The organism is Lentibacillus sediminis (assembly GCF_002763455.1).
GTDB classification, from domain to species: Bacteria; Bacillota; Bacilli; order Bacillales; family Amphibacillaceae; genus Lentibacillus_D; species Lentibacillus_D sediminis_A.
In genome coordinates this window covers 1-18,553 of the sequence record NZ_NIXK01000011.1, presented here as the reverse complement: position 1 = coordinate 18,553, position 18,553 = coordinate 1, and the positions used below count along the sequence as shown (strand labels likewise).

General features: G+C 36.1%; 15 protein-coding genes. 2 read left to right on the top strand and 13 right to left on the bottom strand.

Translation table 11 applies throughout. The features are described from left to right. Positions 1-143: 143 nt before the first annotated feature. A complete protein-coding gene (locus tag CEG13_RS15900; protein ID WP_100012879.1) occupies positions 144-2,744 on the bottom strand; it encodes a heavy metal translocating P-type ATPase in 2,601 nt (866 codons plus the stop codon). A 13-nt stretch (positions 2,745-2,757) separates the two neighbouring features. Beyond that, positions 2,758-3,078, bottom strand: a complete 321-nt coding sequence (locus tag CEG13_RS15895; protein ID WP_100012878.1) for an ArsR/SmtB family transcription factor — start codon at positions 3,076-3,078, stop codon at positions 2,758-2,760. 180 nt (positions 3,079-3,258) lie between these two features. Between CEG13_RS15895 and CEG13_RS15890 the strand changes: the two genes are divergently transcribed. Together CEG13_RS15890 and CEG13_RS15885 are read left to right on the top strand one after the other, a co-directional pair. Beyond that, the gene (locus tag CEG13_RS15890; protein WP_100012877.1) at positions 3,259-3,930 is read left to right on the top strand and encodes a DsbA family protein; all 672 of its coding nucleotides are present in this window, start codon (positions 3,259-3,261) and stop codon (positions 3,928-3,930) included. Positions 3,931-3,942: 12 nt separating this feature from the next. Beyond that, a complete protein-coding gene (locus CEG13_RS15885; protein WP_239984683.1) occupies positions 3,943-4,362 on the top strand; it encodes a disulfide oxidoreductase in 420 nt (139 codons plus the stop codon). Positions 4,363-4,526: 164 nt separating this feature from the next. On the opposite strand, the gene CEG13_RS15880 is transcribed toward CEG13_RS15885, so the two are convergent. The 11 genes from CEG13_RS15880 to CEG13_RS15830 form a co-directional block, all read right to left on the bottom strand. After that, positions 4,527-4,829, bottom strand: a complete 303-nt coding sequence (locus tag CEG13_RS15880) for a hypothetical protein (RefSeq protein WP_100012875.1) — start codon at positions 4,827-4,829, stop codon at positions 4,527-4,529. Between the two features lie 177 nt (positions 4,830-5,006). Further along, on the bottom strand, positions 5,007-6,263 hold the full coding sequence (locus tag CEG13_RS15875; RefSeq protein WP_100012874.1) for a YeeE/YedE family protein: 1,257 nt from the start codon (positions 6,261-6,263) through the stop codon (positions 5,007-5,009). A 462-nt stretch (positions 6,264-6,725) separates the two neighbouring features. Continuing rightward, the gene (locus tag CEG13_RS15870; RefSeq protein ID WP_275661815.1) at positions 6,726-7,340 is read right to left on the bottom strand and encodes an MFS transporter; all 615 of its coding nucleotides are present in this window, start codon (positions 7,338-7,340) and stop codon (positions 6,726-6,728) included. A gap of 172 nt (positions 7,341-7,512) precedes the next feature. Then, positions 7,513-7,929: a YhfM domain-containing protein gene (locus CEG13_RS15865; RefSeq protein ID WP_143469686.1), complete on the bottom strand. Its 417-nt coding sequence runs from the start codon at positions 7,927-7,929 to the stop codon at positions 7,513-7,515. A 99-nt stretch (positions 7,930-8,028) separates the two neighbouring features. Next, entirely contained in the window at positions 8,029-8,211 is a 183-nt protein-coding gene (locus CEG13_RS15860; RefSeq protein ID WP_100012872.1) for a hypothetical protein, read from the bottom strand. A gap of 4 nt (positions 8,212-8,215) precedes the next feature. Then, positions 8,216-9,475, bottom strand: a complete 1,260-nt coding sequence (locus CEG13_RS15855) for an MFS transporter (protein WP_100012871.1) — start codon at positions 9,473-9,475, stop codon at positions 8,216-8,218. Positions 9,476-9,649: 174 nt separating this feature from the next. Next, complete coding sequence (locus CEG13_RS15850) at positions 9,650-9,874, bottom strand: hypothetical protein (RefSeq protein ID WP_100012870.1); 225 nt, start codon at positions 9,872-9,874, stop codon at positions 9,650-9,652. Positions 9,875-10,361: 487 nt separating this feature from the next. Next, a complete protein-coding gene (locus CEG13_RS15845) occupies positions 10,362-12,161 on the bottom strand; it encodes a TniQ family protein (RefSeq protein WP_158234715.1) in 1,800 nt (599 codons plus the stop codon). Positions 12,162-12,187: 26 nt separating this feature from the next. Further along, entirely contained in the window at positions 12,188-13,336 is a 1,149-nt protein-coding gene (locus tag CEG13_RS15840) for an ATP-binding protein (protein WP_158234714.1), read from the bottom strand. 1 nt (position 13,337) lies between these two features. After that, positions 13,338-16,013 carry a TnsA endonuclease N-terminal domain-containing protein gene (locus CEG13_RS15835; RefSeq protein WP_100012867.1) on the bottom strand — a complete coding sequence of 892 codons (2,676 nt, stop codon included), beginning with the start codon at positions 16,011-16,013 and terminating at the stop codon, positions 13,338-13,340. A gap of 133 nt (positions 16,014-16,146) precedes the next feature. Beyond that, positions 16,147-17,499 (bottom strand): TniQ family protein, encoded by a 1,353-nt coding sequence (locus CEG13_RS15830; RefSeq protein ID WP_100012866.1) that lies wholly within the window; start codon positions 17,497-17,499, stop codon positions 16,147-16,149. Positions 17,500-18,553: the final 1,054 nt, after the last annotated feature.

Below are 18,553 nucleotides of genomic sequence, written 5' to 3'. Positions count from 1 at the left end.
AAGCTTATTCAAAGATGCCTCACGAATTCATATTTCACCTCATCAAGAATAATGAAACTTATTTAATGTTGCTTGAGTGCATAGCCCAGTGCTAAACCCGTCTGCCCGCCACCATATTACAACATCCGTAAAAAGGTCTCCTATTAATCTTCGACTTTTAAAAGACGTAATGCATTTAAAATGACAATCACAGCAGCTCCTGTATCACTCAGTACTGCCATCCAAAGCGTAAGCCATCCTGGGAATATAAGGGCTAGGGCAATGACTTTTACTACCAGCGCAAACCAAATATTTTGTTTAATAATTGTCAGTGCTTTTCTGCTTAATTTAACGGTATGCGGGAGCTTTTCCAGGTTATCCGCCATTAGAACAATATCAGCAGTTTCCATTGCGGAATCTGTTCCCGCGCCGCCCATCGCAATCCCCAAATCGGAGGTTGCAAGTGCTGGAGCATCGTTTATACCGTCACCGACCATTGCTACTTTGTGGCCTTCGCTTTGCAATGTTTTAATCGCCTTTACTTTATCTTGCGGCAGTAGTTCAGCGAAATAGCGATTTACATTCGTTTTCTCGGAGATCATTTTTGCTGTTCCTTCGTTGTCTCCTGTAAGCATGACCAATTGATTTACACCAGCTTGCTTCAAACCATTTAACGCCTCAACAGCAGTCTTACGGATCGTATCAGCCACTGAGATAATCCCGATTATCTCTTGTTCTGTTCCGATAATCACGACCGTTTTTCCTTGACTTTGTATCTCCTCTACTTTTGTCTTAACATCATTCAAATCTAAAGCCATATCTTCAAATAGTTTTAAGTTCCCAGCATAATAAACTTCACCATCAATTGTTGCCTGAACTCCTTTACCGGCCATATTCTTAAACAACTCACCATGTTTTGGCTGTACGCCCTGGTCCTTTGCATAGTCAACAATCGTTTTTGCGATTGGATGAGTGGAGTAATTTTCTAATGTAAATGCCAGAGCCATTAATTCATTCTCTGGGACAGTTAATGCATTGATTTCAGAAACTTTTGGCTTCCCTTCCGTTAATGTGCCGGTTTTATCAAATGCTATTGACTTTATAGCACCTGCTTTCTCCAGGAAAGTACCACCTTTTATTAAAACACCGTTCTTCGCAGCATTCCCAATTGCAGAAACAATAGCTACAGGCGTCGAGATAACCAGCGCACAAGGGCAAGCCACAACTAATAACGCAAGACCTCTATAAACCCATTCACCCCAGGCACCAAAACCAAATAACGGCGGCAAAACAATCACAGCTAATGCAACACCGAACACGATAGGTGTGTAGATACTTGCAAACTTATCGATAAAAGCTTCCGTGGGTGCCTTTTGTTCTTGAGCTTCCTCCACAAGATGGATGATGTTCGATATGGTTGTATCCTCAACCAGCTTTGTGACTTTTACTTCAAGAGACCCACTTTCATTAATCGTACCTGCGTATACTGTATCCCCAATCATTTTGTCAACCGGAATCGACTCTCCCGTAATCGGGGCCTGATTAACACTGGTTTCACCCCGGGATATTTCACCATCTAATGGGATACGGTCACCGGGTTTTATCACAATGGTCTCGCCGACCGAAATTTCTTCCACCGGTTTCTTCACTAATTCTGAGCCGGCTTTAATCCATGCTTCTGATGGTGCTAATTCCATTAAATTACTGATGGACTTCCTCGTTTGTTCAATTGATCTGTTTTGAAGGGCATTTCCAAGTGCAAATAACCAGACGACGATTGCACCTTCAAACCATTCCCCTATCAAAACAGCTCCAATTACTGCAACAGACATCAGAACATTCATGTCCAGGGAACGACTTTTTATAGCGTAATAAGCACTTTTTACAGGTTTAAAGCCACTCGTTACAATTGCAATAGCATAAAGAATCATCGACATTAACGGAGAAATTCCATTGAAAGAACCAATAAACCCTAGTGCGATTAAAATACCTGATAAGGTGATTAGTCCGTATCCGTCCTTGCTTTTCGGCGTTTCCTCAGCTTTCTTGTTATCTGAATGCAAAGAGGCTTTATAGCCGATTTTAGACACTTCAGAAACAATATCATCGATACTATTTTCATGTTGCACTTTCATTTTTCCAGTTGAAAAACTAACACTGACATCACGGACGGACGAAATCGTACTTAAATGGTTTTCAATGCTCTTGGCACAACTGCCGCAATCCATTCCAACAACATCATACGTTTTGTAGTTCCTGTTTTGTTTTAGCGGTTCAGCCGTATATCCCAATTTTTGGATCTGGTTTTCGACACTGTCAAAAGACAAGGCACTGCTGCCTGATACTTGCAGTTTCGCTGTATTATAATTTACCTTAACCTCTTGAATATCGTTCAATCGGTTCAAACCTTTTTCTATCGTTACAGCACAGGAAGGGCAATCCATCCCGTGTATGCGGTATTCAGTCTTGTTCTCCTTATCAGTTGTTGCAGCTGTTGTATTTGGAGTTGGAAATTCCACAACATTGCCGCAACTGCTGCAGCAGGATGTTTCCTCTGTCTCCATAACCTTAGATGATGAGTGACTGGCACAGCAGCTGTCATTTTCTTTCTCGTATCCCGTTTCTTCAGGGTGATGGCTACAGCAGCTGTCTGTATGACCACCATCAGCAGAAATTGCTTTTTCATCCTCATGACCGCAATATTGATGATGATCTTGTTTCGCTATACGTCCCTGTTCATTTGATCCGCAGCATTTCTCTGACATTAACCTTCACCCTTTACTCTATATGATTTTTACAACTAGCAATATCATTTTGAACATCTTCAAGCACGACATCGAACATGGTTAATAAATCACGTACCAGCTGATTACGTGCCCGGTAATACACATATTTGCCATCCTGTCTCCCCACAATAAGCCCACAACCTTTTAAGCACGACAAATGTTGCGAAATGTTCGATTGATTGCCATTTAGATCGTCGACAATTTGGGAAACTGTCTTTTCTTCTTCTTTTATACTTTCAAGTATTAGAATTCTCGTTTTATGTGAAAAGCCATGCAAGAACTTCATCTTTGTATCAATATCAATATTTATCATTCGTTATCCACCTTTTGTATTAGACGTCACTAATATGTTTTGTTAGTATCATATTAGCAATGATGAATATGTGTGTCAAACTTCTATTTATGAAAAGTATTTGAACAACACATAATTAACCTTTATAGATAACAGTTTGATGATAAAATGAAATTTACATAATAAAAGGCAGGTGTTCCGATGAAGAATTCTCCATTTAAGTTAGTTGTAATTATCACATTAGTTGTTGTGGCATTAATAATTGCTTTGGTTGTTATTAATAGCAATAATTCTGGATCAAGCGAAGAAACAACCTTGGACGAGCAACCACCTATTAATGGACAACCCACGTTAGGTGATTCAGATGCTCCTGTAACAGTTGTAGAATTTGGCGATTTTAAGTGTCCGGCTTGTAAAGCTTGGGGAGAAAACATTTTTCCACAATTAGTAAGTGATTTTGTTGATACAGGCAAGGTGAAATTTTCGTATATCAATGTGTTATTTCATGGAGAGGGATCACAATTAGCTTCACTAGCAGCAGAATCCGTTTATAAACAAAATCCAGATGCATATTGGGAATTTCATAAAGCGCTCTTTGAGGAGCAACCAAGTGAAAATCACCACAGTAGTTGGGTTACAACAGAGAAGATTCTTGAAGTAGCAAGTGGGGTGTCAGGTATTGATACAGATAAATTAAAATCAGCAATTGAAAGTAATTCTGAAATGAATGAAGTCAATAAGGATACAAAATTGGTAACAGAATTCAATGTTCAACTCACACCAACTATCATGGTAAATGAAATGGTAATTGATGATCCCTTTGACTATGAGGCGATCAAAACTGCAATAAACAATGCACTAGAGGAAAATTAGGATATGAAGAAAATGGATTTTCGACAGTTTTCACTTTATGCAGCCTGGTTAGTTTCGATTGTTGCAACACTTGGAAGTCTTTATTTTAGTGACATACGAGGTTTTACTCCTTGTGAACTTTGTTGGTATCAGCGTATTTTAATGTACCCATTATCTTTAATACTTGGAATAGCAACATTTCAAAATGATCGTTCTGTTAAAAAATATGTATTACCAATGGCGATCATTGGCTCGTCTATTTCACTCTTTCATTATTTAGAGCAAAAAGTTCCAGGTTTTGCAGATATCAAACCCTGTGCTAATGGTGTACCCTGTAGTGCTGAGTACATTAATTGGCTAGGGTTTATCACAATACCATTTTTAGCATTGATCGCCTTCACCTTAATCGCAATATTAATGCTATTGATCAAGAATCCAAAGAAAAACAACTAAAAAAAGAGGTGCAGTTCTGTATAAACGAATTGCATCTCTTTCCATTTATATAACGCTTCTTTTTTTAGAACAGTTCAACTTTATTTCAAAGCTACAGAAGCAAAGCAATTTATTGTTTCGAGTATTGGAGTTTATCTGCCCTGTGTCCCGAGCAAACAAATCAGCTATTCGATCAGCCACTCATAGTTCATCATGTCGCCATCAATGCTGATTTTAACGGTAAATGACGCGCCTGTATTGTATTGATCAAACAGATTTCCGCGGACCTCATATAAATTACCCCCGACTTCTTCAATCTCCGCCATCTCAAATTCAGAGTACTCCAAATCATACCCATTTGGTTCGGCGAACTCCGTTTCCAGAATATTAATCGCTTCATCATACAGCTGTTCGTCACTCAGACCCGATCCACAAGCCATCAGGAGAATGATAAATAATGACACAACCCCAGCCTTCAATTTCCCCACAAAAAAACCCCTTTCCCATTATGTGTTTTGTAAATTCGTTGCTGAAATTACATAATCATCATAGTGTATGAAGGGCAGCTGGGGTTGTAGCCTGTTCCGTTTTATTTTATCTTTCCGTTGCAAAACAAAAAGACTGACCGCAAACTGCCCCTTAGCAGTTCACAATCAGCCTTCCTTCTAACAAAATGAATCTTTTGATTTTGGCACAGATAAACCAAACAGCGGCCGGAGATATAATGCGACAAAGGTTCCGCCCAATGCCAGAATCCCCCAAACGTACCCGTGCAGGCTGAATGAGGCAATTCCGCCGAAGTAGGCACCGATGTTACAGCCAAACGCCAGGCGCGCGCCGTAGCCCATCATCAGACCACCGATGACAGCCGCCGCTGTGTTCTTGGTGTTTATTTTAGAAAACTTGAAAAGTCCCCCTGCTGCCGATGCCAGGAATGCCCCCAGGATAACTCCGAGGTTCAGCACCGTTGTGGAGTCTGCAAAAATCGAGGCTTCCAATGCTGCAGCGTTGGCGCCTTGCCAATAACCCCAGCTGGCGACATCAATACCAAAGAACTGTGCAACTTTCGAACCCCACAGGGCAAATGCGGAAGTAACGCCCCAAGGAGTGCCGCGTGTCATCAGGGTCAAGGCATTTAACACCGCAAGCGCGATGGCTGCAGCAAATAGTGGCCAGGAACCACGGAAAATCCGTCTCCAGCCACTGGTCTTCGGCACTGGTGCCATTTTTGGTGCTTTCTTTTTTCTTTCCACCACTAAGGTAATCCAGGCGATCAAGCCAAACAAAGCAATGGACAGTGCCCAGGCACCACCATAGCCAAGACCTGTCGAGGTAGCCAGCGAAACGGGTTCAAATGCTGGCAGATCCTCTATCCAAAACGGCAAATGGGCGGCTCCAATAGTCGAGCCAATAATAAAGAATAAGAGCGTCACAAACATGACCGAGCGTCCGCCGCCTACCGCATAGAGCGTTCCGGAAGCACACCCTCCACCAAGCTGCATTCCAATGCCAAACATGAACGCACCTACCAGAAGGCTAATCCCCACTGGCGATACATAACCGCTCACACCGCCGCCAAAAAAGGAATATCCAAATGCCAAAATCGGTGCGAATAAAGTAACCGCAACAGCCAGCATCACCATATGTGAGCGCAGTGCCTTCCCATTGCCGACAGACATGAACCGGCGAAAGGCCGATGTAAAACCAAATCTTGCATGAAATAGCGTATAGCCCAGCAACAATCCAATCACCAATAGGAGCGGTTGGACGACATTCTGTGTAGCCATTAAATATACCAGCAGCACAGCTCCCACAATAAGCCCACCGATTATCAAACGCATCTGCGGAGCATTTAACTCTGTATCTGAACGTTGAACGGGATCTTTCACTTCTTCTACAGGTTGCACTTTTGCTGTTCCCATTCAAAAACTCCCTTTCCTTATAAATTTACTCGGATTTATAACATTATAGTAAAGGGTGGGAGTTTTGGTGTCAATGGATTGATTTGGTAGGATGATATAATTAAACTGTGTTATTCAGTTGTCAGATTCGAAAAATCCTTTAAAAATTTTTCCCATGCTTACATAAGCTTCACTGGGAATATGGCTCAATATATCCAGCTGTGTATATATACGCCCGCCTCTCTTGTATTCCGGATATCCTGTAACGGATTTTCATTCAAAATAACAAGATCAGCGATGTTTCCGGTTTTGATCACACCAAGATGATCCAATTGTATAGCAAGTGGCAGCCTGAGATACCTCCATCTCAGTGAAACTGTTTTCGACAAACAACTCTAATTCGCGATGCACCCCCATCCCCGGCAGCCCAGGGTGTCGGTGCCTGCTACTACGGGATCATTAATTTTCGCCACTAACTTGAATCTACTTATGTTTAAACAGCTTTACACGATCAATATCAGGAAGTTTACGTAAAACGGAACTGCTTAACCAATAAATGCTGAAGATAATCATCGAAATACTGCAAAACATAACAGCGAATTCCGGTGTAAATGTCTCACCTAAAACACCACCAATTAGAGAACCTATGGGCATTCCGAGGGCTGCGGTACTAGTCATTACAGTGATTACTCTGCCTATATACTCTGTCTCCACTTGTTTCTGTATGGATGAAAATACAAGAATATTAAGTATCCCCATAGAAATTGCTCCCACGCAGAATAAAATGATGGATGCGGTAAACGGTAAAGCTGCTGTCCCCATCCACATGATCCCTGTACCGATAAAAGAAAATATAATTAATTTCCCGAAATCCATATGCTTTACTTTTGGAGTAATAATCGTACCAATCATTATTCCTAAGGACATGGAAGCCATATAAAAACCATAAGCAGCTTCAATACCATTCCCTTTTATAAGAGAAAATGCCGGCATATTTGTTGTCATGATTGCCATTACCAAGTTTACGAAAACGATAGAGAAGATCATTTTAGGCACCAGTGAATTTCTGATATAGTTAAAACCCGATTTAAGGTCAATAATATAATTTTTTTGATTTTCCTGGTTTTCGTGTCGGGGATAAGCCTATGCGGCGGAAAGTAAGATCCCGTGGCGACCATGTATACAAAAAACACCCTAATTTTGCTTAGAAGTTAAAATCCCTCTACGCAACAATTAGAGTGCTTTTTAAAAAAACAATACGGCTGCTCAATTATTTGTTTTCAATCACATCAATTAACTGGTTTGTGACCACTTCTGGAACGGTATAAATGGTGTTCGTGTCTTCCACATTCATTAATGTACTTTTCTGACCTTCTTTATTTGCCCACAAATGATATCCCTGTGTGCTCCCATCGGCATATGTTATTTCCAGATCAAAATCAGGTTCAATCATATTCACTACCCCAGGTTCTTTTTCTGCATTCGAAATGACGTTTTCAAATACAACGAGAGTCTCCTCATCGTCCCAGACAGCAAAAAAATCTGTATTCACCTCACCAAAACCATTGGACTCGGCAATGCTTACTTTTGATATTTCTCCGCCTGCTAATCCCTTGCTGCCCATCGCCTGACATCCTTGTAGGATGAGAAACACTAAAGCAAATAATAACAACATGGTATTTCTCATGTACCATTACCTCCGGGAGCGAATTTATTGTTATTAGACGAAGTTGATCTGGATAAAGTTTCATTTACTAATTCGTTTGGTTCTACTCATTGCCTAAAACTATTCATCAGCCAAACCATCTACAACAATAGCAAGGTCATATACTTTGTTTTCGTTAAGGTTTTCTGTTGATTTGGGGATATTCAAATCAGCCTTATTAAATCCTAAATCACTAGACTTATTAAAAAAAGGCAAGCTAATTTCTATAGGTAACATACTGTCACAATCGTTTATAAATTTCACGCTATCAAGCTTTCCTTTTATTCATATAAATAGGCTCTATTTGATTGAGTTTTACACCTTGCTTCCTAAATTTAATTATATATACTGCTGGGAGTGCCAACATAGCGACACCAAATCCTAAGGCGAACTTCCCCGAGAGGAATTCAGGAATAACACCTGCTAAAAAAGTTCCCAGCATAGAAAATATACCGCTGATTACGTAAGTAGCACTCCTGACTCTTGATAAGTACTCATCTGGAGTAATTCCCTGATGGACTGCTCCTTGAACAACAAATGCCATCGAAAGAGCGCCGTCAAATAACATCATTCCTAAGCAAATAATTAGCAAGCCATTAGCCATCAGCATTGTTAAAACGCCAAGAGAAGAAACGAGCAGTAATATCACTAACGTGAGTAGCCAATTTGTTTCTTTGAGCCATCTCATGAGAAAAATTCCAACTATATTACCCACGCCCGCACTGGATAATATGATTCCAATATACTCTTCGGAAAAATTTAATGATATTCTGGCATGGAACAATACTGTTAACACGATAAAGACTGTTGAAAAACCAAGTGAGCACATAACCAACGTACAAATTAATTGAGACGGATTAGCAAAAAGATAACCGACACCCTCCGTTGACTCAGAGAAAAAGTTGCTAACTTTCTTCTTTATAGCACCTGTCTCTTTTGCTGAAATACTTTTATCTTCCCTATATTTTACAATAAAAATGAATATCATAGAAAATATAGAAAGAAACCCGCATAAGGCCATGGTAATACCTGCTCCCGCACTAGCCAGCAGGATGCCACCAATCGCCGGCCCAATTAACGTAGATATTGCATCGGATGCTTCCAAGCTAGTGTGAGCTTCCAATAACTTTTCTCTTCCAGCTACTCTTGGAACCATTGTAGAAAAAGCGGTTCTTGTAATCAGTGCTATGACCCCTAGTATAAACAATATGAAAGCAATAATAGCTGGATGCACCTTATCCTGTGTTATGAAAAATGCGAGTAAAAATGTGCCAAGTCCATATAAAAAATGGCAAACTGTTGCCACTTTCTTTTTATTCTTCTTTTCTAACCAAGTTCCTACAGGGATAGCAAACAAGACAGCTCCCAGTTGTTGCGAAAGGGCTACTAGTCCAGTCACTAAAGGAGAGCCGGTTAATCCCAAAACAATTAAGGGTATTATTAGCTCTCTAAATCTGCCATTTAAAATCGATATGAAATTTGAGGTCCACATGGATAGAAAGTTTCTGTTTATCATTAAAAATTTCATTTGTTGTTTACTCCTAAAGAAAATAAGCTACAATTTAATGTAGCTTATTTTTCCTTTCTCACTGGAACCCCTACTTCAATATTTGAAAAACCCTTAACGAAAGCCTATTTAGAGCAGGGTTCGATCTATTCTCAGCAAGGTAAATTTTGTTTCTTTATATTTAGTTTGGTTTAATTAATCTTCCCCGTATGATTTATCGAAGTTTTCATTAGGTAGTGTATATACATCTATCTGTACCCCAGTATCTTCGTCAATTTTACTATCCAGTAATTTTGCATTTTCGAAGGAGACTTTGTATTCCGGTAAGTCGATTGGAGAAGCATGCCCTTTATCAAAAATTAAGTATGCGCCTAATAAAACTGTTAAACAAGATAATGTAACAGTAAGTATTTTTTTCATATTTAATCCCTCTTTAAGAAATAATTTTATAGGAAAAATGGTGTTTCAAAAGAAGGTTAAAGATAACGCTTTCCTATCCATCAAAAAAGTTCAATCAAATGTTTGCATGTTAAAAAGGTTGATAAATATAATCCATATACTCGCAACTTTAATAAATAAATCATAACAATTTTAAAATAATAATTCAATAGATCTTCTGAAAAATGAACCGACATTATCGTTATAGTCATCACTATTAGAAAAATAAGGCTATGGACCCGCACATATTACACACAATGTAACTTAAAATATTATAATGTCACGAAATAAAGCATATAATTGTCAGATCAATAAAAAAGGCCTTACACATTAAGAATTAATCTCCTTAATTTAATAAAAACTCCTATCTTCTCTCAGCATATTTCTCCGCTTTGATGTGAAATACTTTTAACAAGGTAACTCCTTACGTTATTTTGCTTTGCAATTAAATTCCTAACAATATTTTACTTTATTCAAACTCACTCACTTTTACAAAAGATTTCCTATCTATACCGAGTTCCTTTAAAGTGTCTCTCCAAACTGTAAAAAAAGGATTGTTAAATTTAAAACTTAGGTGTTTTTGCAATGTCGTTAAACTAGGATAAATATCCTTTGATACCAAATAAGTAATAGTATTAATTAGTTCTTCATTGCATTTATCAAAATATTTTTTGCGGTTTCTATCTTCAATATCTTTATTTTTAGCGCTAATAAGTTTAATCAATTCTGGAAAATGACGTCTCAGTCTGAAGTGGGGGATTCCAAGTTCTTTTTCAATCTGGTATAAGTACTTAGGTTCTTCTAATTTTGATTCAGAGATTGCTTTTAGTTTTTCTTGAATTCTTTTGATATCTAATTCCTTATATTTTGGTAACGGTCTTCCCTTATTATTTTTAGTACTTTCTTTTCTTAACTTCTTATTTTCACTTTTTATTTCCTTCATTAATTTTGGGAAATATTTCTTTAATGTTGCTGAACATACTCCAAGTTCAAATGTGATTTCTTCTATTGTTTGAACTTCTTTTGAATTTAATACTTTTTTCAAGTAATTAGATACCCTTATATTATCATTTTTATGGTTATATTTGTATCTTTTCTTTTTAAAATTCTGATTAATTTTATTATTATTTTCTTTGATCTTGTTTATTAGCTCTGGGAACCTAGAACTTAACGTAATTCTGGACACATTTAACCTTTCTGACAATGAAATTATCGAGATGTAATCATTTTGTGATTCGATGACATCCTCTAGATATTTTTTCACTTTTTCATAATGACTTTTATGATTGTAATGAACAATTTTAGATTGGTCATTTATGTTCTTTAAAGATACCTTTTTGACTTGCCCATTCAATATTTCTACAAAACTTACTTCTAAGAATCTGCTAATTTTAAGTAACATATTTATTTCAGGCATAGTTTTACCAACACCATATGCTAACAAGGAATCTTGAGTAATATCCAATTTAGTTAAACTGAAGTCTTTTAATGCGCTGTTCTCCCTTAACTTATTGTTGATAAAATTTAATGAAGATATACGGGGTTCACTTTGCACCTTAATACTATTAAAAAAGTAATTAAACATTTCCTCAATTTGTTCAGAGTTATAAATGCTTTCTTCAAACCTATTTTCAAAGTTATCATCTGAATCCCTCTTTATTTCTCCAAGCCAACTAAAGCAATATTGGCAATAACCAATACTTGATTTTACATGTATAATATTTTGTAGCATTCCACATTGGGCACATGTGGTCTTTAAAAAAGTAGAATGTTTTACACAGACGTCATAGTGGTTTATATTCCAAATCAATTTTTCATATAGTGGGAGGGAATTTTCCTTCATTAGTTGAAGACAGTCTGGACACCAAGCACGGGTAGTCTTCATTAATTTTTTTTTAGAGAATACCTCTCTAAATTTGATTAATGTGAGATTAGACAGCTTTCTTTGACCAGTCAATTTTTCCAAAATTTTTACGTTAATTTCAGAAAACTCACCAAGGCCATTTATATGACTAGAATGCGCCAAATATATGTTAGTAGCGTATTTCAATTTATGCGCTCTTAAATATTCTTTTAAAATTTTGGATGTTAGAATACCAACCGAAACCTTATGAGCATTAGCTAATCTTATTAAATAACTACTTAAACTTTCAACATCCTTTCCTTCATTCATTATAGGATTCAAACTGTATAAAAACGTAGTTATTAAGTCATCATCTTGCTTCTCACTAGGTATTAGGTTATACATTTCATACACATTATTAAACATTTTTTTCATCACCACTTATTTAGTGTTTATGCCTCTTTTTCAGTGATACCAATTACATCTCTAACCGGATTCCTTTTTCCGACATCTTTCCTCTTGATTGTGTTGTCGCTTTTATTACTGTCTTCTTTATCCGTCAGATTACTAAAGCCTAATAATTGTTGAAGATTATAACTATCTTTTTCCCCTTTTTCCAGATCCCTTTCGCCGTAAACAGCCTCTTGAGCTATTTTTAGAGCTTTTGATGGAAGTGGTGCATTATTCTTAATTAATTCGTAAGAGATACTCGGTAGGTTTCTATTTAGTGCTTGAATTAAACAAACATTTAACCATTCCTTGAGAATTCCTATACACCCTACTGTTCTTTCGTATAAAAATTCCCAGTGTAATAGCAGTTCTGAATCCTCGTCGAGTGGCAAGTGCTTTTCAAATGTATAAATAACACTTTTAAATTCTCGAATGTCTTGAGTATTATTTAAATTATATCGTCGAAAATGTATTTCATTGGTACGCCTTCCCAATTGACCATTTAAATCAAAAAAACTCATTAATTCATATGTACCAAACATGACAAAAATACTTCCAGTTAAGTTAGCAATTGACTTTATTGCATCCATTTGATCTTGTATAGCCTTGCCACCAGGAACTTTGAGGAGATGTTGTGCTTCATCCAGTAATACTATTTTTGTTTTTCTGTGGATAATTGCATTTTCCAGAGACTCCCTTAATGCTGGAGAAGTTGATGGTAAATGATTGGGAATATATCTATGATTTGGTTTCTTTTCTGGTTCTCTTAAAACTTTATAATCAATAAGAGGCTCATTCATTTCTTTAAGCATTCTCCTGTAAAAATCTTTCCAATTAAACTTCCCATTATCTGGGGATGGTAATTCAAGAGAGACAATAGGAATAATACCTTTATCTTTCTGTATTATTGTATGATTCTTACTTAACACTTCTCTTTTAACTCTTTTACATAAAGTCGATTTCCCAACTCCTGTTGGGCCAAAAACCTGGTATACTTTACCTTTTTCTGATTCCTCGATCTTCTCCATTAAACTTGTGTAAACACGTTGAAGTATGGGATGATTAATCGTCCGTTCACGAAAATAATTTTTCTTCTCAAGGATAGAAGAATTAGTAATTTGTTCTGAGAGAATCTCCTTATTTTCGTCCATATTAAAACTCCTCGTATAAATCAAAGTGTTCATTTTCGATATTTTTTTCGAAGTGCTGATTATTGGATGGATTTATGTCACTTGTGCTCTGTGGAATTTTGTCTTTATTTCTAAATTGAACTAAGTTGTTTGTTTCATCCACTCTATTTTTTAGTAATTCATATTGAATATTGTCTTCTATTTCAGTAATAAACCTTGCTATTTTTTGTGCATTTATTGAAAAGTTCTTTGCGTGATTGTGCTTGTTTTTTTTGATTTCTGATGTAATAAACTTAAGTTCCTTCTCTGTTAGATTCTTTAAAATCGAATAATATTGAGATATGCATTTAACCCATTTTTTATTAATATAAGCATATGCGATTCCTAGGTTGAAAGGGTCAAATCTTACCTTAACTTTTACCTTATTGGAATGTAATCTTTTAAAGTCATCATGCCAATAATAGATATAATTAATTTTAACACCGTTTTTTTGAACAGTTGCCTCCCCATTTTTTGTGGAGGGTAAAGTTAAAATTTCAAAAACCTTATCATAGGGAATATAGAAATCTTTTCTCTCACCAGAATAAAACATTCCTTGTTGAAACGCTTCTTTAGGGGTTCTATCTAAAGCTGGATGCTCGATATTTTCATAAATCTCGAAGAAATAATAATCTAATGCTCCGGATAATTCATACAAAGTCCAGATGGCGTGATTTTTTGGATTTACACTTTTGGTAACCTCACGTACATTTTTCATTATCTGGGTATTTCCTTTTAAATTGTTAATAAAATTGGTATTAGTTGTACCAAAAAGTCTCTCTAATACGGAACCATACCTTGGCTTTGCGGCTGGTCTCCAGATAAGCTCTTTTTCATACATAGCTAATAATGTTTCGAAATATACACTATGAAATTCCTTTCCGTTGTCGACAAATACTTGTTGAGGTAGTCGGTTATATCGCCTCACACAGTCCCTAAAAACCATTAAACATGATCTATAACTTGGTGGCTCAAACGATAAATAAAAAGCTATGACTTTTCTTGAAAATGCATCAATCATGAGAGTTAAATATGGTCTGCCAAGGTTTTTCCCAGTACTTGAACATACCAGTTCTATGTCTAATTCAGTATGATCTAAATGACAAATGTTAAAAGGAAAATCCCCATGTCTGGGTGTAGTTCTAGTCAATTCCCAGTAATATGTTTTTTTCTGATATTCAGCTCTTTTCCCTTTACGTTTTTTAGTTTGCTCATCGATTGGACGCTTTTTAATATATGAATAAAAAGTTACTGAACTAGGTGGATCATACCCCAGTTCTTCACATTTATTTTTAAAGGATCCATATACTAAAGCTACATTCTTCTGAACTTCAGATTCATATTCATTTTGGATGTATTCATTCATAAGCGTCATCACTTCACTACTAAATCGGCCCTGTCTATTCCCTTTATTCTTATCTTTTGGTAGCAAGCCAATATATCCATTTCCAAATAAATTTTCTGCTTTTCTGTACTTTCCTGACCAATCACGCACCTTCCGTAGATTAGGTTCAACCTTTGTTTCTTTAAATTCTTTAGATCCAAACCTTAAATACTTTTCAACGTATTTCAGTCTGTAGTTTGCAATTTTATAGTCTTCTTCACTTGCTTCAGTGATAAGATCAACAAGAGGGTCATTAAGCTCTTCTTTAACTTGACCAATAATTTTTTCATCCCTAATTAATTTATCGAATAACTCTCTAGAGATTTCATTGTATTTACCCTCTGAACTAAGAAATACATTGTTATCTCCAATATTAATGATTGTCCAGATATAATTATCCCATAGAATTTTCGTACCAATTTCAAAAGAAATTTTTATCGAGGAAGACAAATCCTTTTCACATGAAATTAAGTTAATATACATTTCTTCATGTTCTTTATGCAGGAAAACCTTTACCGAATCAGCATCTGCTAAGGATTTTTCATTTAAATCAACATATATATCATGGTTTACTATTGAAGCATAAACATCATCTGCGCAATAAAAATAATCATTAGAGTGATCTATTAACTGTTTAAGTGAAAGTCCTGGATTCTGGAAAATCACTTGCCTAATTTCATCTAAAATAGATAAATTTAATTTTAAACTCTTCTCTCTTCTCAAATAATCATCAAGAAACACAAAATTTCTATGCAAATTCCAATTGATACTACTATTAATGCATACCTGGAATTCAAGACCTAATTTCTTCGCAAATTTTTCTCCTGGCGGGCATCTCCATTTGCCATGGTCATCTTTAATATATTTCCATGGTTGCTTTTTTGACAGTATTAATAAGTCATTTTCATCTTTCCACTCTACCCATCCAGCATTATCTTCCCTAATCACAAAAAAATCTGGTGTATAGAGTGTCCCACAATTTTTCCCTTTATTGTTAACATAATTTAATTTTATCCTATTTGGTTGATCATAAAACTCTAATACCGTATCATCATTCTCCATCATTAGAACAGCAGGCCCTTCAACCTTCTTACTTTCCCATTGAATAAACACCCCCATTTTCTTCGAAGGATATTTGCCAGAGGGACTTCTACCACTCCCACCTACTGAACGCGCGGGTTGTGAGAAACGAATATTCTTGTTGATATAGTCCTGGGTATCCTTAGATATGTTATTTTTTTCACACCAACTTAGAAATTCCACTTCAGACAACATTACCCAACACCCCACTCATTTCATTGTAGTTGATGATAGCACATTCTTATTCGAATTTGTTGTCGAACTTTATCGAATAAAACTAATTTTATGAACCTAACATATTAATTCGACACTGTTTCATTATATCCTTCTAATTTTCCAAATTTATTTTTTGTTTTTCTCCAACATTTTGGTTGATATCTTTTATTTTGCTATTAATTAACTTTTTCCACGTTGTAGCAATACCTTTTTCCCTAACCAGGTATGACCCTTTTAACAACAATTCGACCTTTCTACGACTTGGATAAATATTATCATTTTGCAGGGCATCAACTGACTTCGATAGTTCTAATTCGGCTTTTAATAGCCGATTACGTTTTCTCTCTTTTATATGCGCTACATATATTTCGTTTATTTTTCTAGTTTCATTCGGATATTTTAGGTACAGCAATCGACGATCACACCCAATAACTGAAGCTATTTTTTTAATTGATTTTGGAGCAGTAATATAATCACGATGAATGTAATTATTTAAATAATTTTTGATGTATTCATGATCCAGTTTTTTCTTCGATTTCTTTTCCACAGTAATTCCTGAAATGAGATTTTTGTTTATATTGGCGGGTTTCTTGTGAAAAAAACCAATTACTGTAATATCAAGCTTATTACAAATCAAAATTAACGTCTTGAGTTCAGGTATATTAATCCCTTTATACCAATATCTAAAAGTTGTCCTTGCAACTCCAAATACCTCAGCTGCTTTGTTAATATTTCCTTCAAATTCGTTTTGCACGTAGTATTGAAGACTTTCGGAAATATGCTTTCTATGGATTATGTTTGATGAATTATGGGTAATCAAGTTCATTACCTGTTTAGTAATATTAATTTCTTCCTCCAAAGCATTACTTTCTAATTTCTTTACTAACTCTTTCCCAAGCCACCCTCCACAATTATCACAGTAACCAGGTCGACTATTTCTTGAAAGAATTTGCATTTTCTTAAGGCAATACGTACATTGCTGTTCAAGTAGTATTTGATGAATTGGACAAATTTTTACCACCTTAATATTCCACAGTAATTGTTCATAGATCGTTTTACCTTCGTTTAATGCCACGTGAAAACAGACTGGACACCAAGCTTTTTTCTCTCTCATCAAACCCCTAGTTGGTATTATTTTGGAACACTTAATTAAGGTAATATCTCTTAAGTCCGTTCTGGTTGTTAAAGTTGACATAACATTAACAAAATCATTTGCCATTGTCCCTATTCCATTTATTCCAGACGATGAATCATAAAAACCATTTCCACCCTTCGCTGCTATGTTAGTTAAATACTCCTTGTTCATTTGCGGAGTAATAACTTTCGAAAATAATAATCCTTGAGAAACATTGTGAGCGACTGCCAATCTTGACATGTAACTAGATAAGGATTCCTTATGCGCAGTATTTATTTCAATTGGTTCTAGGTTATATAGTAAACTCCCAGTAAAATATTGATTTCCCATTGTAGTCACCTGATCTTTTTATTTATTTTCCATTAGTTTTGTGATTTTATTCAAATATGAACGTGGAAACATAATATTAAGCTGATGTTGAGTGACAATAAAGTCGTTTAATTACAAATAAAGTGGTTACAAATAAAGTTGTTTACTTTGTTATCAAGACCTAAATCTTTAAAAGTCATAAAAAATAAAGAGTGATACATATTAGTCATGTATAATGTGTATCACCCTTATAATACTTGTTAAACAATCGCGCCCGATCGTATTATATGGTTAACCAGTCATTTCTGGTTGACCTATTTTTAATAGGTTTTATGCTTGAGGAAGCCGGGGTAGGACGTTCGCGCCCGTGGGACTTGATCCCGTCCGTAATGCTGTCCACCCCTCCTTGTAGAAACATGTTTGAGGCTGGTTGGGGCATAGACCCCGTATTGCGGTACAATTCCAATTTCACCACAAACACCTTTTTTAATCTTTAATGCAAAAACCATAGAAGCACTCCAGTTTTTAATTTGGATGAACAGGAGTTATAAGCCACCCAAATAGTGTCACTGCTGATAAAAAAATTCCAATAATTAACCCTAAAGTTATACCTATATTAGCTAATAGTCTTTTCTCACTTTTTTTCCTTAAAGCCATTATACCCAGTATAATGGAAGAAGGGACGCCAATAATTATTATTAAGTATACTATTGGTATCAATATTTTTGGTAGTAATGATTCAGCAGGTAAAAAAAGTGTAAAAAAGATAAGAATCCTAGTCCAAATGATGTATAGCTCAACCAAGAATACTTTTTTTCATTCTGCAATGTTATCTCCATCCTCCCCCTTCAAAACCTCTTCCGTAATCAGGTATTCTGCTTCGTTTAAATAGGGAAGAACTTCAGCAATATAGCCCGAATATGGCAAACTGGGTGCTATATTTTATTCCGCAAGCGCGCCCGTTCGTATTATAAGGTCAGCCAGTCATTTCTGGTTGACCTATTTTTAATGGGTTTTATGCTTGAAGTAGCCGGGGTAGAACGTTCGCGCCCGTGGGACACCGATCCCGTCCGTA